The organism is Streptosporangium sp. NPDC051023 (assembly GCF_040689595.1).
Taxonomy (GTDB): Bacteria; Actinomycetota; Actinomycetes; order Streptosporangiales; family Streptosporangiaceae; genus Streptosporangium.
This window is the reverse complement of record NZ_JBFBCE010000002.1, coordinates 1-15,048: the sequence shown is the minus strand read 5'-3', so window position 1 is coordinate 15,048 and position 15,048 is coordinate 1. Positions and strand designations below refer to the sequence as shown.

Here is a 15,048-nt window from a genome sequence, read left to right as displayed (position 1 = left end):
TTACGATGATCACATTTGTGATCATCACGAGGAAGATACCATATTTTCCTACCAATTTTATGGGTTTTGGCTGGCCAGTACGCCGCCGACCCGCTCGAACAAGCCTGGCCCGTTCCCCTCGACCAGCAGCAGCCTGGCCGCGCCGAGCACCCCGCGAACCGCCCCCGCCCGCAGATCCTCGGGCAGCGTCTCGATGTCGGACACGCGGGAGAAGCCGATGACCCTGCGCGCGGCCTTCGCCGCGGCCACCGCGACGGCGTCGCCGTACACCTTGGCCAGGTACGGTTCCAGCTCCCCGACGCGCGGGTCGGCGCGGTCCGGCCACAACCGGGTGAACTCCTCCTCGAACGCCTGCCAGGTCTCACCCGCGAGGCCGAGCACCCAGGCGGCGTGCCCGTCGTCGCCGAGCGCGAAGGCACGGGCGGCGGCCAGCACGTAGTTGCCCCACAGCGCGCCCAGGTCGAATCCGACGGGGCCGTAGAAGGCGAACTCGACGTCGAACGCGCGGGTCGAGTGCGGCTCCTCACGCACGAGCACCGAGCCCGTGTGCAGGTCGCCGTGGACGAGCGCCTCCGCGTGCGTCATGAACGTCAGCTTGGCCGTGCCGATCGCGGCGCGCACCCGGGGGTCGCCCACGTAGGCGGCCACGTCGCGCTCGTTCGCGGGCGGGATCCGGTTGTGCTCGTGGGTGATGTACGGCTCGGTGAAGACGAGGTCCTCGGTGATCTCGCACAGCTCGGGGTTCGTCGAGGCGGCGACCGCCGCCTTGTGCCCCCTGGCGCCAAGCCCGAAGACCGAGGTGCCGAACCCCACGCGTGCGACGTAACGGCCGAGGTCGGCGGCGACGCCCTCGTGTCTGAGCCCCTCGTTGAGGGCGCCGCGCCAGACCCGGTGGTCCGACAGGTCCTCCATCGCCACGACGTGCCAGGCGGGGTCGGCGTCGTAGATCTCGGGCACCAGGCCGGGCGCGACCGCGTTGTGCGCGCGCAGTGCCCTGACCTCGCGACCGTTGCGCTCGGGCGTCATCGGCCAGGTCGGATCGACTCTCACGTACGGCAGCGCCTGCTTGAGCACCAGCCCCCGCTCACCGCCCTCGACGACGAACACCAGGTTGAGATTGCCGTCGCCCACCTCCCGCACGGCGGTCACGGCGCCGGAGCCGATCAGGGCGCGCAGCGCGGGCCTGGCCGCGATGTAGGCGGGCACCGTCTCCGCGGACAGTGACTCGTAGGGCTCGTAGTCCTTTGCTGTGCTGACGGTCACTGAAAGGTCCTCCCTCTTCGCCCGGCACGGGCGAGCCCGAAGCTCATCACGAGCGAGCCGACCAGCAGCGCGCCCTGAACGAAGGTCTGTGCGTAGTAGGGCGCGTTGAGCATGGTCAGCCCATTGATCACCACGCCGATGAACAGCGCGCCGACGACGGTGCCCAGCGTGTTCGGCCGGTTGGCACCGAGGACGGCGAACCCGATGAGGGCGGCGGCGACCGACTGCAGCAGGTAGGGGTCACCCGCGCCGACGTCGCCGCGGCCGAGCCTGGCCGACAGCAGGATGCCGCCGAGCGCGGCGCACAGGCCGGAGACCGCGTAGGCCAGCGCCCGGTAGCGGGCGACGCGGATCCCGGCGAGCCTGGCGGCCTCGGCGTTGCCGCCGATGGCGTACAGCGCCCTGCCCCAGCGGGTGTGGTCGAGCAGGACGTAGACGGCGACGGCGAGCAGCGCGAAGACGACGACGGGCACCGGGACCGAGGCGATCCTGCCGCCGCCGAGCCAGGCGAAGCCCTCGGTGTATCTTCCCGGAGCGGGTTCGCCGTCGACGGTCATGCCCGCCGCGACCGACTGGCCCGACGTGGCGATGAGCGCCAGCCCCTGGAACAGGAACATCGTGCCGAGCGTCGCCACCAGGTCGGGCACCCGCGCGACGACGGTGAGCAGCGCGTTCACCCCCGCGACGACGAGCCCGGCGAGCAGGCCCGCGGCGATCGCGGTCGCGCCGGTGAGGTTGTACCTCACCATCGCCAGCGCCGTCACCATGACGACGGTGCCGACGCAGGCTCCCGCGGACAGGTCGAACCCCCCTGTCGTCATGGAGACGGTGACGCCGAGGGCCACGACGCCGACGACCGCGACCGACTGCAGGACGATGAGCGCGTTCCCGTAGGTCGCGAAGACGGGCCGCACGAGGGAGAAGACCACGAGCAACGCGGCGAGCACGGCGACGAGGCCGTAGCGGTTGGCCGCGTTCCTGATCCGCCCGGCAAGGAGTCCGCGCCCCGCGGGCGGCGTGGCGCTCTCCGGGACGGCGCTCATCGCGTCTCCCCGGCCGCCGAACCGCCCGTCGAACCGCCCGTCGAGCCGCCCGCCATGAGGTCGGCGAGCCGCTCCGCGGTCGCCTCTGTCGCGCGCAGCTCCCCCGCCAGGCCTCCCTCGTGCAGCACCAGGACGCGGTCGGCCAGTTCCAGGACCTCCTGCGGATCGGAGGAGGCGACGATCACCGCGAGCCCGTCGGCGCGCTCGCGCAGGACGCGGCCGATGTCGGCGCGCGCCCCCACGTCCACGCCGCGGAACGGCTCGTCGAGCAGGAGCAGCCTGGGCGAGCCGACCAGCCACCTGCCAACGACGACCTTCTGCTGGTTGCCCCCGGACAGCGTCTCGACGGCCGCGTCGACGCCGGAGGCGCGCACGCCGAGCAGCCGCACGACCTCGGCGGCCGAGGCGCGCTCGGAACGGCGCGACAGCACACCGGCCAGAGCGTGCGCACCGAGCCTGGGCAGGCTCACATGGGCCCGCAGCGACCAGCCGGGCACCACGGCCTGCGCGGCGCGTTCCTCTGCGACCAGCGCGACGCCCGCCGCGACCGCGGCGTGCGGATCCTTCGGCCGGTACGGCGTGCCGCCGAGGGTCAGCGTGCCCGACAGCAGCGGCCTGGCACCGAAGAGCTGTTCGAGCAGCTCCGTCTTGCCCGAGCCGACGAGCCCGGTGACGCCGAGGATCTCGCCGGGCCGTACGCGCACACCGAACGGCTCGCCGCCGGGACGGGCCGTGACCCCCGCCGCGACGAGCACGGCTTCCCCGATGGCCCCGGACGCGGACCGGACGGCGCCGGAGGAATCCCCCTCCCAGCCCGCGCCTGCCCGCCCACCGGCCCACGCTTCCCCGTCACCCCGTGCTTCCCCGTCGGCACGCGCCTTCCCGTCGGTTTCCGGTGCCCGGCCCGCGTACGCTTCCCCGTCAACGGGCACCTGGCCGCCCGCGTGCCGGTCGAGGTCGCCCAGCATGGCGGCCACCACGGCGCGGCGTTCGACGGGGGCGGCGAACGTCCGACACACCCGGCCGTCGCGCAGCACGACGACGCGGTCGCAGAGGGCCTCGATCTCGGTGAGCCGGTGCGAGACGTACAGCACGGCCACGCCGTTTACGGCCAGTTCACGAACCTTGGGCAGCAGGGCGTCCGCCTCGGCGGCCGACAGGGTCGAGGTCGGCTCGTCGAGGATGAGCAGCTTCGGCGTGCGCGACAGCGCGCGGGCGATGACGACGCGCTGACGCTCGCTCGGCGGCAGCGACTCGACCGGATCGTCGAGTTCCGCGGCGAGCCCGGCGGCCGTCGCGACGGCCCTGGCCCGCTCGCGGACCCGCCCGCGGGTGACGAACCACCCGGACCCGCCCCTGCCGAACCCGTCGAGGGTGAGGTTCTCCGCGACGGTCATGCCGGGGACCACGCCGTCGTCGATGTTCTGGTGGACGGTCTGCACCCCGGCCGCCTGGGCCTCCAGCGGCCCCGCGGGCTCGAAGGGCCGCCCTTCGAGCCTGACCGATCCCGAGGAGGCCCTGGTCACGCCGGACAGCACCTTGATCAGCGTGGACTTGCCCGCGCCGTTGGCACCGATGAGCCCGAGGACCTCGCCCCGCGCGAGGTCGAAACCGACCCCGCGCAGGGCCCTGGTCGCGCCGTACGTCTTCGACACCTCGGAGACGGACAGCACCGTCACGACGACGCCGCCCACGGGACCTTGGCGACCTCGGGGGTGCGCAGGCCGGGGACCGCCCGGATGAGCTGCTCGATCCCGGTGATGCCGCCGTCGCGTAGCTGCTTCTGGGTGATGAGCGCGGGCGGCACGGTGAGCGTGCGCTCGACCTTCTCCCCGGCGACGAGCAACGCGGCCGCGCGCACGGCGACCCTGCCGACGTTCGACGGGTCGGTCGCCGAGGTGGCGGCCCACGGGCTGTTCGGCTCGGTCATGACGCCGATGTCCGCGGTGGAGACGTCCGCGCCGTAGATTTTGATCTTGTCCTGCAGTCCGAGCTCCTTGACGGCCAGCGCGGCGCCCTTGGCGAACTCGTCGTAGGGCGCGAAGATCGCCTTGACGCCGGGGTTGGCCTGCAGCGCGGCCTTGGCCTGGTCCGCGACGGCCGAGGCCGTCGAACTGTTGACCACGCCGATCTGGGCGACCTGCTTGATGCCCGGGTTGTCCTTCTTGAACTGGGTCCAGGTCTCGTTGCGCTGGTCGAGCGGGGCGAAGCCCGCCACGTAGACGTAGACGACCTCGCCGCTCCCCCCGGTGTCGGCCTTGAGCTGCGCCAGGCCCTGCTCGGCGATCTTGTGGTTGTCCTGGGTGATCAGGACCGCCTCCGGGGTGCCCGGCTCGACGTCGAAGGCCACCAGCGGGATGCCCGCGGCCACGGCTTTCTTGATCGCGGGCTGGACCGTGTCGGCGAAGCCGTGGTCGACGATGATCGCGTCGGCCTTCCGCTGTACGGCCTGCTCCAGGTTGAGCGCCTGCTTGTCGTTGTTGCCGTCACCGCTGGACAGCTCCAGCTTGACGTTCAGAACCTTGGCCTCGGCCTGGGCTCCCGCCAGCCACTGCTCAAAGTAGTCACCCGACGAGAGCTGGCGCACCAGCGCGACGGTGACGCCGCCGGCGAACTTCGGCGGGACGGGGGCCGTCGTGCCGGCCGTCTCCGAGGGGGCTGTCGAGGGGGCCGCGGCGGCGGACGACGCGGCGGGGGCGATGGTTCCCTGGGAGCAGCCCGCGAGCGCGAGGGCGCCCAACACGAGTACGGCTCCGAGGACTCTTGCGTGGATCACATCCGGATGCTAGGCACCTCGGGTCATAATTGTCTACTTTTCATACATGAATACTAGGTTTTAGCTTATAATCGAGGTCATGACATACCTGACCGTCTACACCGACGGCGAGGCTCCCGAGACGCTGCTCGCGACGGCCGAATCCGGCGAGATCGCCGCTGCGCTCAAGGGAATCGACGTACGGCTGCGCCACTGGAGGGTGGCCGAGGACCTGCCCGCGGGCGCCTCGCAGGAGGAGATCCTCAAGGCCTACCGCGAGGAGGTGGACCAGGTCGTCGCCGAGGAGGGCTACACCTTCGTCGACGTCGCCCAGCTGCGCCCCGACGACAGCGCCGACTGGCCAGAGCGGGCCGCGGGCGCACGGCGGAAATTCCTGGCCGAGCACACCCATGACGACGACGAGGTCCGCTTCTTCGTCGACGGCTCCGGCATCTTCTACCTGCACACCGAGGGCAGGGTCCACGCGGTGCTGTGCGAAGCGGGCGACCTGCTGAGCGTGCCGAAGAACACCACGCACTGGTTCGACATGGGCACCAGCCCCGACTTCACCGCGATCCGCTTCTTCCACGACGACGACGGCTGGGTCGGCGACTTCACCGGCAACCCGATCGCCGAGCGGATCCCCGACTTCGACACGATCACGGCGAGCCGCCCCAGAGGGTGACGCCACCGCCCGTCCCGGCCCCTGTTCCGGCTCCCGTCCCGGCCCCTGTCCCGCCACGCGGACAGGGGCCGGAGTCATTCCCCCCGCACGGAGACGCCCGAGGCCCCGCGCCGCTCCTCGCCGAGCCCCCGCCGAGGCACCCACCGTCCCGGAGACACCCGCCAAGCCCTCCGCACTCGTGCACCCACACGCCCCGCATTGTGCGTATAGCGCACACCTGTGCGACATGGTAACATTTCTCCCGTCGAGTGCCGGAAGGGCGAGCCGCGCGACGCGGCGAGACGACGTCGGAGGTGATCTCCCGGTGGTGGGATCCGTGAACAGAACGAAACGCTCCTGGAGCCAGGAAGAGTCGAGGCGATCCGAATGACCGCGGCGGACAGCGGGGCGAAGCCGACCCTCGTGCTCGTTCACGGCGCCTGGCACGGCGGCTGGGCGTGGGACTCCCTCATTCCGTTCCTGACGGAGGCGGGTGTCCGGGCGCTGGCCGTACAACTGCCGGGTGTCGGGCGCGGGCCCGGCAGGCACGACCTGACGGGGCACGTGGACTTCCTGCGCGCCGAACTCGAGGCCGTGACCGGCCCGGTCGTGCTGTGCGGGCACTCCTACGGTGGCGCGGTGACCACCGAGGCCGCCTCGGGACTGGACAACGTCGAGCGACTGGTCTACGTGGCGGCGTTCATGCTGGAGGTGGGCGAGTCCTGCGCGGACGTGATCGCGCTCACGCCCGCCCCGGCGCCGCCGGAGCCCCACCTCACCTCGGTCCTCGAAGGCGACTACCTGCGGGTCTCCGAGGCCGCCGCGGCGTACATGTTCTACGGCGACTGCGATCCCGCGCAGGCGCACGCGGCGGCGGCGGCCCTGACCCCGGAGCACGTCGGGACGGTCGGCTCGCCGGTCGCCCGGGCCGCGTGGCACGAGATCCCCTCGACGTACGTGGTGTGTGAGAACGACAACGCGCTCCCCCCGGCCGCGCAGGCCAGGATGGCCAGGCGGGCGACGCGGACGCTGACCATGGACAGCTCCCACTCGCCGATGCTGAGCAGGCCGAAAGAGCTGGCGGCGCTGCTCGCGCAGGCCGTTGGCTGAGGCGACCGCGGCAGGGACGGTCCGGCGGGGAATCGGCCCGGCGGGGCCGGGACGAGGGCCCCCTATGCTGAGAGCTCCGCCATGGATCTCCAACGGGGGCGGATCGTGACGGCCTCTTCGGCCGGGGAGCAGAAAGGTGAGGCGATGACGCGTACCGGCGCTGGCGCGGGCGAGGCCGAGCCGGAGGCGCGCAACGGCGAGCGCCCGGCGTACTTCGTCCAGTCACTCGAACGCGGCCTGAAGATCATAAAGGCCTTCGACGAGACCCGGCCCCAGATGACCTCGACCGAGGTCTCGAAGATCACCGGACTCGACAGGGCGGCCACGAGGCGCTTCCTGCTCACACTCGTCGACCTGGGTTACGTGGTCACCGACGGGCGCCTGTACGCCCTGCGGCCACGCATCCTGGAGCTCGGCTACGCCTACCTGTCCAGCCTCAGCCTTCCCGACGTCGCGCTTCCGCACATGGAGCAGCTCGTCACCGAGATCCACGAGAGCTGCTCCCTCGGGGTCCTGGACGGCGACGAGGTGGTCTTCGTCGCCCGCGTCCCGACCAAGCGGCTGATGACCGTGCCGATCATGGTGGGCAGCCGCTTCCCCGCCTACCCCACGTCCATGGGCAGGGTCCTGCTCGCCGGTAAGAACGAGGAGCGGCTCGACGAATACCTCGCCTCCGTCCAGCCGGAGGCGTTCACCAAACGCACCGTGACCGATCCGGCCAAGCTTCGCACCCTGATCGCCCGCACCAGGACGCAGGGCTGGGCGATCGTCGACCAGGAGTACGACGACGGCACGCGATCGGTCGCCATGCCCGTCCACGACTCGGCCGGACAGGTCATCGCCGCGCTCAACGTGTCGATGCTCGCGGGCCGGGGCACCGCCCAATCCATGCGCGACTTCCTGCCCGTGATAGGCCGGGCGGTCGCCCAGATCGAAGCAGACCTGCGCCCGGGCTTCCGTGGTCAGGAGATGGGACTCATCGGGTAGTCATCGCCTGGGCGGGGTCACGAGAGGACTTCTTACGATGATCACCGCTCACTACGCCGACCTCGGAGACACCCGGCTCTTCTATCGCCGCTGCGGATCGGGCGACCGGCTGCTGGTCCTGCTGCACGGATGGCCGCAGACCGGGTACTGCTGGCGTCACCTCATGGAACCCCTCGGCGAGCGCTACACGGTGATCGCCCCCGACCTGCGCGGCTACGGCCGGTCGGGCAAGCCGGGGTCGGGCTACGACAAGCGGACCACGGCCTCGGACATGTCCAGGCTCGTCAGGGCGCTGGGCTTCGAGACGGCCACCGTCGTCGGCCACGACCGGGGTGCCCGGGTGGCGCACCGCTGGTCGCTGGACCTCCCGCAGGACGTCGAGCGCCTGGTCCTGCTGGACATCCTCCCGACGCGGGAGGTCATGCGCACCTTCGACAAGGACTCGGCCGCGGCGATGTGGCACTGGTTCTTCCACCTGCAGCCGGACCTGCCCGAACTGCTCATCGCGGGCAACGTCGAGCCGTACCTGCGATTCTTCTTCGAGAGGCAGTCCTTCGTCGCCGACGCGATCGACGCGCGGGCGACCGCGGAGTACGTCACGGCGTTCAGCGACCCCGACGCCCTGCACGCGTCGCTTGAGGACTACCGGGCCGGGTTCCGGCAGGATCTGGAGGCGGACGAGCGCGACGCGCGCGAGGGAAACCGGATCAGCCAGCCGCTGCTCGTCCTTTGGGGCGCGCGGGGCGGCCTGGGGGGCAGCCGGGTGCCGGAGATCTGGGCGGACTACGCCGACCAGGTGACGGGCGCGCCGATCGAGGACTGCAAGCACTTCCTCCCCGAGGAGCAGCCTGAGCAGGTGTTGCGGCACCTGCGCGCCTTCCTGCCCGGCTGGGCCTGACGAGACCCGGTGGCGACGGTGCGGGCGTCCGGGTTCACCACGGACGCCCGCACCGGGCCCGGCCGCGTACGGTGACCTGCGCGAGTTCGCCACGGGGGCGTGGGACGGGATTCGAGCGGGCCACTCTCCACGGCGCTGTCCGGTATAGGCCAGCCGGGCGCCCTGAGAGATGGGTAGGATCAGAGGCCAGGCCGAGAGGCGCTGCAACGGGCTCCGGCCCGCCACGCTCGGCCTGCACGACAGTGACAAGGGCGCCTCCCGAGTGGTGGGAGGCCTCGAATGCAGGAATCAGCGCACGTCGTCCGGGAGCACGGGACACGCGAGGAGCGGACGCGGCAGCTGCGGGCTGTTCTCGATCAGCGAATCGCGGTGCTCGACGGCGCCTGGGGCACGATGCTCCAAGGCGCCGCCCTCAAGCCGGAGGACTACCGGGGCGACCGGTTCGCCGACCATCCGCTGGATGTCACCGGTGACCCGGACCTGTTGAACATCACCCGGCCCGACGTCATCCTCGACGTGCACCGGCAGTACCTCGCGGCAGGCGCCGACATCACCACGACCAACACCTTCACCGCCACGAGCGTCGCCCAGGCCGACTACGGCCTGCAGGAGCACGTGCGGGAGATGAACCTGCAGGGCGCGCGGCTGGCGCGGCAGGCCGCCGACGAGGCCGGTGGGAAGTTCGTCGCCGGGTCGGTCGGGCCGCTGAACGTCACGCTCTCGCTGTCGCCGCGGGTCGACGACCCGTCCTACAGGGCCGTCACGTTCGACCAGGTCAAGGCGGCGTACGCCGAGCAGATCGCGGCGCTGGCCGAGGGCGGCGTCGACCTGCTGCTCATCGAGACGATCTTTGACACGCTCAACGTCAAGGCCGCGATCGCGGCGGCCCAGGAGGTCGCACCCGACCTGCCGTTGTGGATCTCGGTGACGATCGTCGACCTGTCGGGGCGCACCCTGTCCGGTCAGACGGTCGAGGCGTTCTGGAACTCGGTCAAGCACGCCGGGCCGCTGGTCGTCGGCGTGAACTGCTCGCTGGGCGCCACCGAGATGCGCCCGCACGTGGAGGAGCTGGCCCGGCTGGCCGGCACGTACACCGCCGCGCATCCGAACGCCGGTCTGCCCAACGCGTTCGGCGGCTACGACCAGTCCCCGCAGGAGACCGGGCAGTTGCTCGGCGAGTTCGCGGCCGAGGGACTGGTCAACATCGTGGGCGGCTGCTGCGGCACGTCCCCCGCGCACATCGCGCGGGTCGCCGAAGCCGCCGCGGGGAAGGCGCCGCGTCAGGTCGCCAGCCCGCCGAGGCGCAGCCGCTTCTCCGGCCTGGAGACCTTCGAGATCGGCCCGGACACCGGCTTCGTCATGATCGGCGAGCGCACCAACGTCACCGGCTCGGCACGGTTCCGCCGCCTCGTCGAGGCCGATAACTTCCCCGCCGCCGCCGACGTGGCGTTGGAGCAGGTCCGTGGCGGTGCCAACCTCCTGGACGTCAACATGGACGCCGACCTGCTCGACAGCGAGCAGGCCATGACCACCTTCCTCAACCTCATCGCGACCGAGCCGGAGATCGCCAAGATCCCGGTGATGATCGACAGCTCGCGGTGGAGCGTGCTGGAAGCCGGGCTCAAATGCGTGCAGGGCAACGGCGTGGTCAACTCCATCAGCCTCAAGGAGGGCGAGGGCCCGTTCCTGGAGCAGGCCCGCAAGGTCAGGGGCTTCGGCGCGGGCGTCGTCGTCATGGCCTTCGACGAGCGGGGCCAGGCTGAGACGGCCGACCGCAAGGTCGAGATCTGCGGCCGCGCCTACGACCTGCTGACGCAGCAGGCGGGCTTCGCGCCCGAGGACATCATCTTCGACCCGAACGTGCTGGCCGTCGCCACCGGCATGAGCGAGCACAACGGCTACGCCAAGGAGTTCATCCAGGCGCTGCCGCGGATCAAGGAGCGCTGCCCTGGCGCGCTCACCTCCGGTGGCATCTCCAACCTGTCGTTCTCCTTCCGCGGCAACGACGTGGTCCGCGAGGCCATGCACTCGGCGTTCCTGCTGCACGCCGTCCGCGCCGGGCTCGACATGGGCATCGTCAACGCCGGCCAGCTCGCCGTCTACGCCGATATCCCGGCCGACCTGCTCGAGCACGTCGAGGACGTCCTGTTCGACCGCCGTGAGGACGCCACCGACCGGCTCATCGAGTTCGCGCGGACGGTCTCGGGCAACGGCACCGAGCGCAAGGTCGACCTGTCGTGGCGTGAGCAGCCCGTCGCCGAGCGCCTCGCGCACGCGCTCGTGCACGGCATCACCGATTTCATCGAGGAGGACACCGAGGAGGCCCGCAAGGGCGCCCGGCGCCCTCTCGAGGTCATCGAGGGCCCGCTCATGGACGGTATGAAGATCGTCGGTGACCTGTTCGGTTCGGGCAAGATGTTCCTGCCGCAGGTCGTCAAGAGCGCCCGGGTGATGAAGCGGTCGGTCGCCTACCTCGAGCCGTTCATGGAGGCCGAGAAGGAGCAGGCCCGCCTTGAGGGCCGCATCGACACCCGCCGCGGGCAGGGCAAGGTCGTGCTGGCCACGGTCAAGGGCGATGTCCACGACATCGGCAAGAACATCGTCGGGGTGGTCCTGGGCTGCAACAACTACGAGGTCGTCGACCTGGGCGTCATGGTGCCCGCCGCGAAGATCCTCGACACGGCCGTCGCGGAGGGCGCCGACGTCATCGGGCTGTCCGGGCTGATCACCCCGTCGCTGGACGAGATGGTCGCGGTCGCCGCCGAGATGGACCGGCGCGGGCTGAAGCTGCCGTTGCTCATCGGCGGCGCAACCACGTCCCGGCAGCACACGGCCGTACGGATCGCCCCGGCCTACACGAGCACGGTCGTACACGTCCTGGACGCGTCCAGGGTCGTCGGGGTGGTGTCGGACCTGCTGGACGCCGACCGGGCCGACGCGCTCGACATCGCCAACCGCGAGGAGCAGCAGGCGCTGCGCGAGGCGCATGAGAACCGCAGGCAGCAGCCGCTGCTCACCCTGGCCGAGGCCCGCGCGAACGCCGAACGTCCGGCGTTCGACGAGCTGCCCGTCCCGGAGTTCACCGGGCTGAAGGTCGTCAGACCGGACCTCGCCGAGCTGCGCGAGATGATCGACTGGCAGTTCTTCTTCCTGGCGTGGGAGCTCAAGGGCAAGTACCCGGCGATCCTCGACCAGCCCGTCGCCCGTGACCTGTACGACGACGGCCAGGCACTGCTCGACCAGATCATCTCCGACGGCTCGCTGCGTGCCGAGGGCGTCTACGGGTTCTGGCCCACGCACGCCGAAGGCGACGACCTGGTGCTGGAGGACGGCACTCGAATCCCGATGCTGCGGCAGCAGACGGTCAAACCCGACGGGCGTCCCAACCGCAGCCTCGCCGACTACGTGGCACCGTCCGGGGACCACCTCGGCGGGTTCGCGGTGGCCGTGCACGGCGCCGAGGAACTGGCCGCCCGATACGAGGAGCAGAACGACGACTATCGGGCGATCATGGTCAAGGCGCTCGCGGACCGGCTCGCCGAGGCGTTCGCCGAGCTGATCCACCTGCGGGCGCGCCGCGCCTGGTTCGAGCCGGACGCGCAGCCCGCCCTGGCGGATCTGCACGCCGAGCGGTATCGCGGCATCCGGCCCGCGTTGGGTTACCCGGCCTGCCCCGACCACAGCCGCAAGCGGACGCTGTTCGACCTGCTCGACGCGGGCGCGCACGGCCTGGCCCTCACCGAGTCGTACGCGATGACCCCGGCGGCGAGCGTCAGCGGGCTGATCTTCGCACACCCCGACTCCCGCTACTTCACCGTCGGACGGCTGGGGCGCGACCAGATCGAGGACTACGCGCGCCGGGCCGGGCTGAGCCAGGAGGAGGCCGAGCGCTGGCTGCGGCCGAACCTGGCCTACGAGCCCTGAGCCCGGGCGTTCAGGGGTGCCGGCGCAACCGGCGTTTCCACCTCCGTACGGGCGGATCAGCGCTTCGTGGCGCGCCCGCGGCCGGTGACACGCCTCGGTACACGGCTGGTACACGGCACCCCTGAATCGTCGGCACACGGCCTCCTGGGGCGACGATCACGCCGTACGGCGGATCGCGCCCTGCCGGGTGCGCGGGGCCGTACGGTGGCGGCCTTGGGAAACGTTCGCCCAGGGGGGTGGCGCACTCCAGCGTGAGGCCGTGCGGGCACGGGGAAACTCCTCGGCACGCTTGCGGCACGGCGGCGGGAGATGGCATGGTGTGCGGCATGGCTAACAGAATCGAGTCTCCCGTCCAGCGGTGAGCGTGGCTGACGAGCGCGGTGCGCTCGACCACCGGTTGTCCCTGTTCGACCACGCGTCAAGGCTGCACGAGCTGACGCCCGGCCTGCCGCTCCCCGACGGCGGCCACCCCTACCCCGACGAGGCCGATCATCGGGATCGGCCGTGTGACACCACCTCCCGCAGGAAACGCGGAAAACGTGGGAAACGCAGAGCCGCGGTGCCCGCGGTGCTGAAAACGTTCTTCACCTCCCCCTCCCCTTCCTTCGACGCGCTCCACGACGAGCTGCGTGACCTGTGGCTTCCCTCGTGGCAGATCGCCCTGGAGTGTCTGGACGAGCTGCCTCCGCCCGCCCTTGACCAGGCCCGCGAGGCCGGGCTCTGGCTCGCGCGCCACTCGACCGATCGCGTACCGGCGCTGGTCGGTCTGTGTCTCCTGGTGGGAAGGGCCAGACCCGCCGACGTTCCGCTCGTCGGAATCCTCGGCCTGCTCGACGACCTCGGCCTCCTTGCGGTGGAGGTCATCGCGGCGGTCCCCGGATCCGCGCCCGCGCTGATCTGGCTGGCCGAACGGGCGGCGCCTCATGTCAGGACCGGGGCGATCGCGGCGATGTGCAGGCTGGGCGACCCCGTCGCCGTCGCCTGGCTGCTACGGCGGGCCTGCGCCGACCACGACCTGGCCGGTCGCGGTGCCCGCGAGGTCGCCGAGGCGGTGTCCCTGGCGGACGTGCTCGAAGGCCGCGACGCCGACGACGAGGTTCTCGGCAACGCGGGGAGGCTGCTGCGGGCCCTCTGCTCCACCGGGGACTACTCCCTCGAAGGGCTCGCGTACGGCGACGCGTGCCGGGCCGTCGCGGCCTTCGCCGTACAGGCGGAGAAGGCTGCTCCCACGCTCGACCTGCTGGCCTCGGTCCTCTCGCTGGCCGAGGAGGTCCGCAGCGGTCATGCCGCCCTCCTCCCCTGGCCCGTCGGCTCACACGAGGCCACCCTGGACCGGCTGGAACGGCTGGCGGCCTCCCCCCGCTGGGCACCGATCCTGGCGGAGGGGCTGCGTTCATCCGACCAGCGGACCCGCTGGCGGGCGGGCTGGGCCGAACGGGCCACGGAGAACATCCGGTCCACTCCCAACCGGCCCGGCGGAAAGGATCCCGGGAGGCCCGGCGGAGGAGACCTCAACCATCTCGCGCTTCGCGTCGTCGTCCCTGATCCCGCCCTGCACTGGCGAGTCGAGACGCGGCTGCTGGTGGACGGCAGGCCGGTCATCGCCGAAGCCTTCCGCAAGGGCGCACCGTTCGGGCCCGAGCGTCTCCTGGACGGTCTCGAGCCCCTCGGGGAACCCCGGGAGGTACGGCTGGCCGAGGCCTACTGCACCGAGGGGTGCTGCGGAGCCCTCTACGTCACGGTAACCCGGGACGGCGAGAGCGTCACCTGGAGCGACTGGCGCGACCCCGACGGGACCGTCGTGCTCGAGCCGTTCCGCTTCCCCGCCGACGAGTACGCCGAGGTGCTCGCCCTGGCCAGGCGGGACCGCCGCTGGGAGTGGCCGGCCCGCAGCCTCGCCCGCGAGCTCGACCGGCTGCTGCGGGATGCCTCGGGCCCGCTCGCCGCCTGGGGATGTGAGCTCGACGGGATGTTCACGCCGGCCGACGAGCAGGACCGGGTACGGATGTTCTTCTGGCATCCGCGCACCCCCTCCGGCATGGACGACGACGAGCCGTGGCTGCAGTTCGAGTGGGTCGTCCCGGTCGACGAGACCACTCCGGAGAGCCAGGCCGCCCGCGTGGCCGACCAGCTGCGCGAGACCGATCCCAAGGCACACGCCAAGATCGTCGGCGGCTCCCGGGACTTCGCCGAGCGGCTCGGCTTCCCCTGGCCCGCCGCGGATCACTGACCGTCGAGAGCGGATCGCCGACGGGAATGGATCGTGACCGTCGGGACAGGACGCGGCCGGCGCGGTGACATGCGGATCGTCGCATGCGCAGCAAAAGGCGCGCTATGGGGCGCTGGTCCAGGCAGTCGTGTCGCTGACCGCCGCAGGCACCGCGGGTGGCAGATCCCCTGAAGA

The 15,048-nt window shown here is 71.4% G+C and carries 10 protein-coding genes and 1 riboswitch; of the genes, 6 read left to right on the top strand and 4 right to left on the bottom strand.

Annotation, left to right across the window (positions count from 1 at the left end; genetic code table 11):
* Window positions 1-57: 57 nt before the first annotated feature.
* From mtnK to AB0395_RS01475, 4 genes are read right to left on the bottom strand one after another with little or no spacing between them, the layout of a single operon-like run.
* Window positions 58-1,263, bottom strand: coding sequence for an S-methyl-5-thioribose kinase (mtnK, locus tag AB0395_RS01490; protein WP_366275928.1), 1,206 nt, complete (start codon window positions 1,261-1,263; stop codon window positions 58-60).
* A complete protein-coding gene (locus AB0395_RS01485) occupies window positions 1,260-2,306 on the bottom strand; it encodes an ABC transporter permease (protein ID WP_366275926.1) in 1,047 nt (348 codons plus the stop codon). Before AB0395_RS01485 ends, mtnK begins: the two co-directional genes overlap by 4 nt.
* Window positions 2,303-4,000, bottom strand: a complete 1,698-nt coding sequence (locus tag AB0395_RS01480) for a sugar ABC transporter ATP-binding protein (RefSeq protein WP_366275924.1) — start codon at window positions 3,998-4,000, stop codon at window positions 2,303-2,305. Before AB0395_RS01480 ends, AB0395_RS01485 begins: the two co-directional genes overlap by 4 nt.
* Complete coding sequence (locus AB0395_RS01475) at window positions 3,982-5,082, bottom strand: substrate-binding domain-containing protein (protein WP_366275922.1); 1,101 nt, start codon at window positions 5,080-5,082, stop codon at window positions 3,982-3,984. Before AB0395_RS01475 ends, AB0395_RS01480 begins: the two co-directional genes overlap by 19 nt.
* Window positions 5,083-5,161: 79 nt before the next feature.
* Here AB0395_RS01475 and AB0395_RS01470 point away from each other — a divergent pair, with 79 nt between their 5' ends.
* The 6 genes from AB0395_RS01470 (at window position 5,162) to AB0395_RS01445 (ending at window position 14,874) form a co-directional block, all read left to right on the top strand.
* Window positions 5,162-5,746: a hypothetical protein gene (locus AB0395_RS01470; RefSeq protein ID WP_366275921.1), complete on the top strand. Its 585-nt coding sequence runs from the start codon at window positions 5,162-5,164 to the stop codon at window positions 5,744-5,746.
* 366 nt (window positions 5,747-6,112) lie between these two features.
* On the top strand, window positions 6,113-6,835 hold the full coding sequence (locus tag AB0395_RS01465) for an alpha/beta fold hydrolase (RefSeq protein ID WP_366275919.1): 723 nt from the start codon (window positions 6,113-6,115) through the stop codon (window positions 6,833-6,835).
* Between the two features lie 144 nt (window positions 6,836-6,979).
* Window positions 6,980-7,822 carry an IclR family transcriptional regulator C-terminal domain-containing protein gene (locus AB0395_RS01460; RefSeq protein ID WP_366275917.1) on the top strand — a complete coding sequence of 281 codons (843 nt, stop codon included), beginning with the start codon at window positions 6,980-6,982 and terminating at the stop codon, window positions 7,820-7,822.
* Between the two features lie 37 nt (window positions 7,823-7,859).
* Complete coding sequence (locus tag AB0395_RS01455) at window positions 7,860-8,720, top strand: alpha/beta hydrolase (protein WP_366275915.1); 861 nt, start codon at window positions 7,860-7,862, stop codon at window positions 8,718-8,720.
* A 187-nt stretch (window positions 8,721-8,907) separates the two neighbouring features.
* Window positions 8,908-8,984, top strand: a riboswitch (S-adenosyl-L-homocysteine riboswitch).
* 15 nt (window positions 8,985-8,999) lie between these two features.
* Entirely contained in the window at window positions 9,000-12,644 is a 3,645-nt protein-coding gene (gene metH / locus AB0395_RS01450) for a methionine synthase (RefSeq protein WP_366275913.1), read from the top strand.
* Window positions 12,645-13,002: 358 nt separating this feature from the next.
* The gene (locus AB0395_RS01445) at window positions 13,003-14,874 is read left to right on the top strand and encodes a hypothetical protein (RefSeq protein WP_366275911.1); all 1,872 of its coding nucleotides are present in this window, start codon (window positions 13,003-13,005) and stop codon (window positions 14,872-14,874) included.
* Window positions 14,875-15,048: the final 174 nt, after the last annotated feature.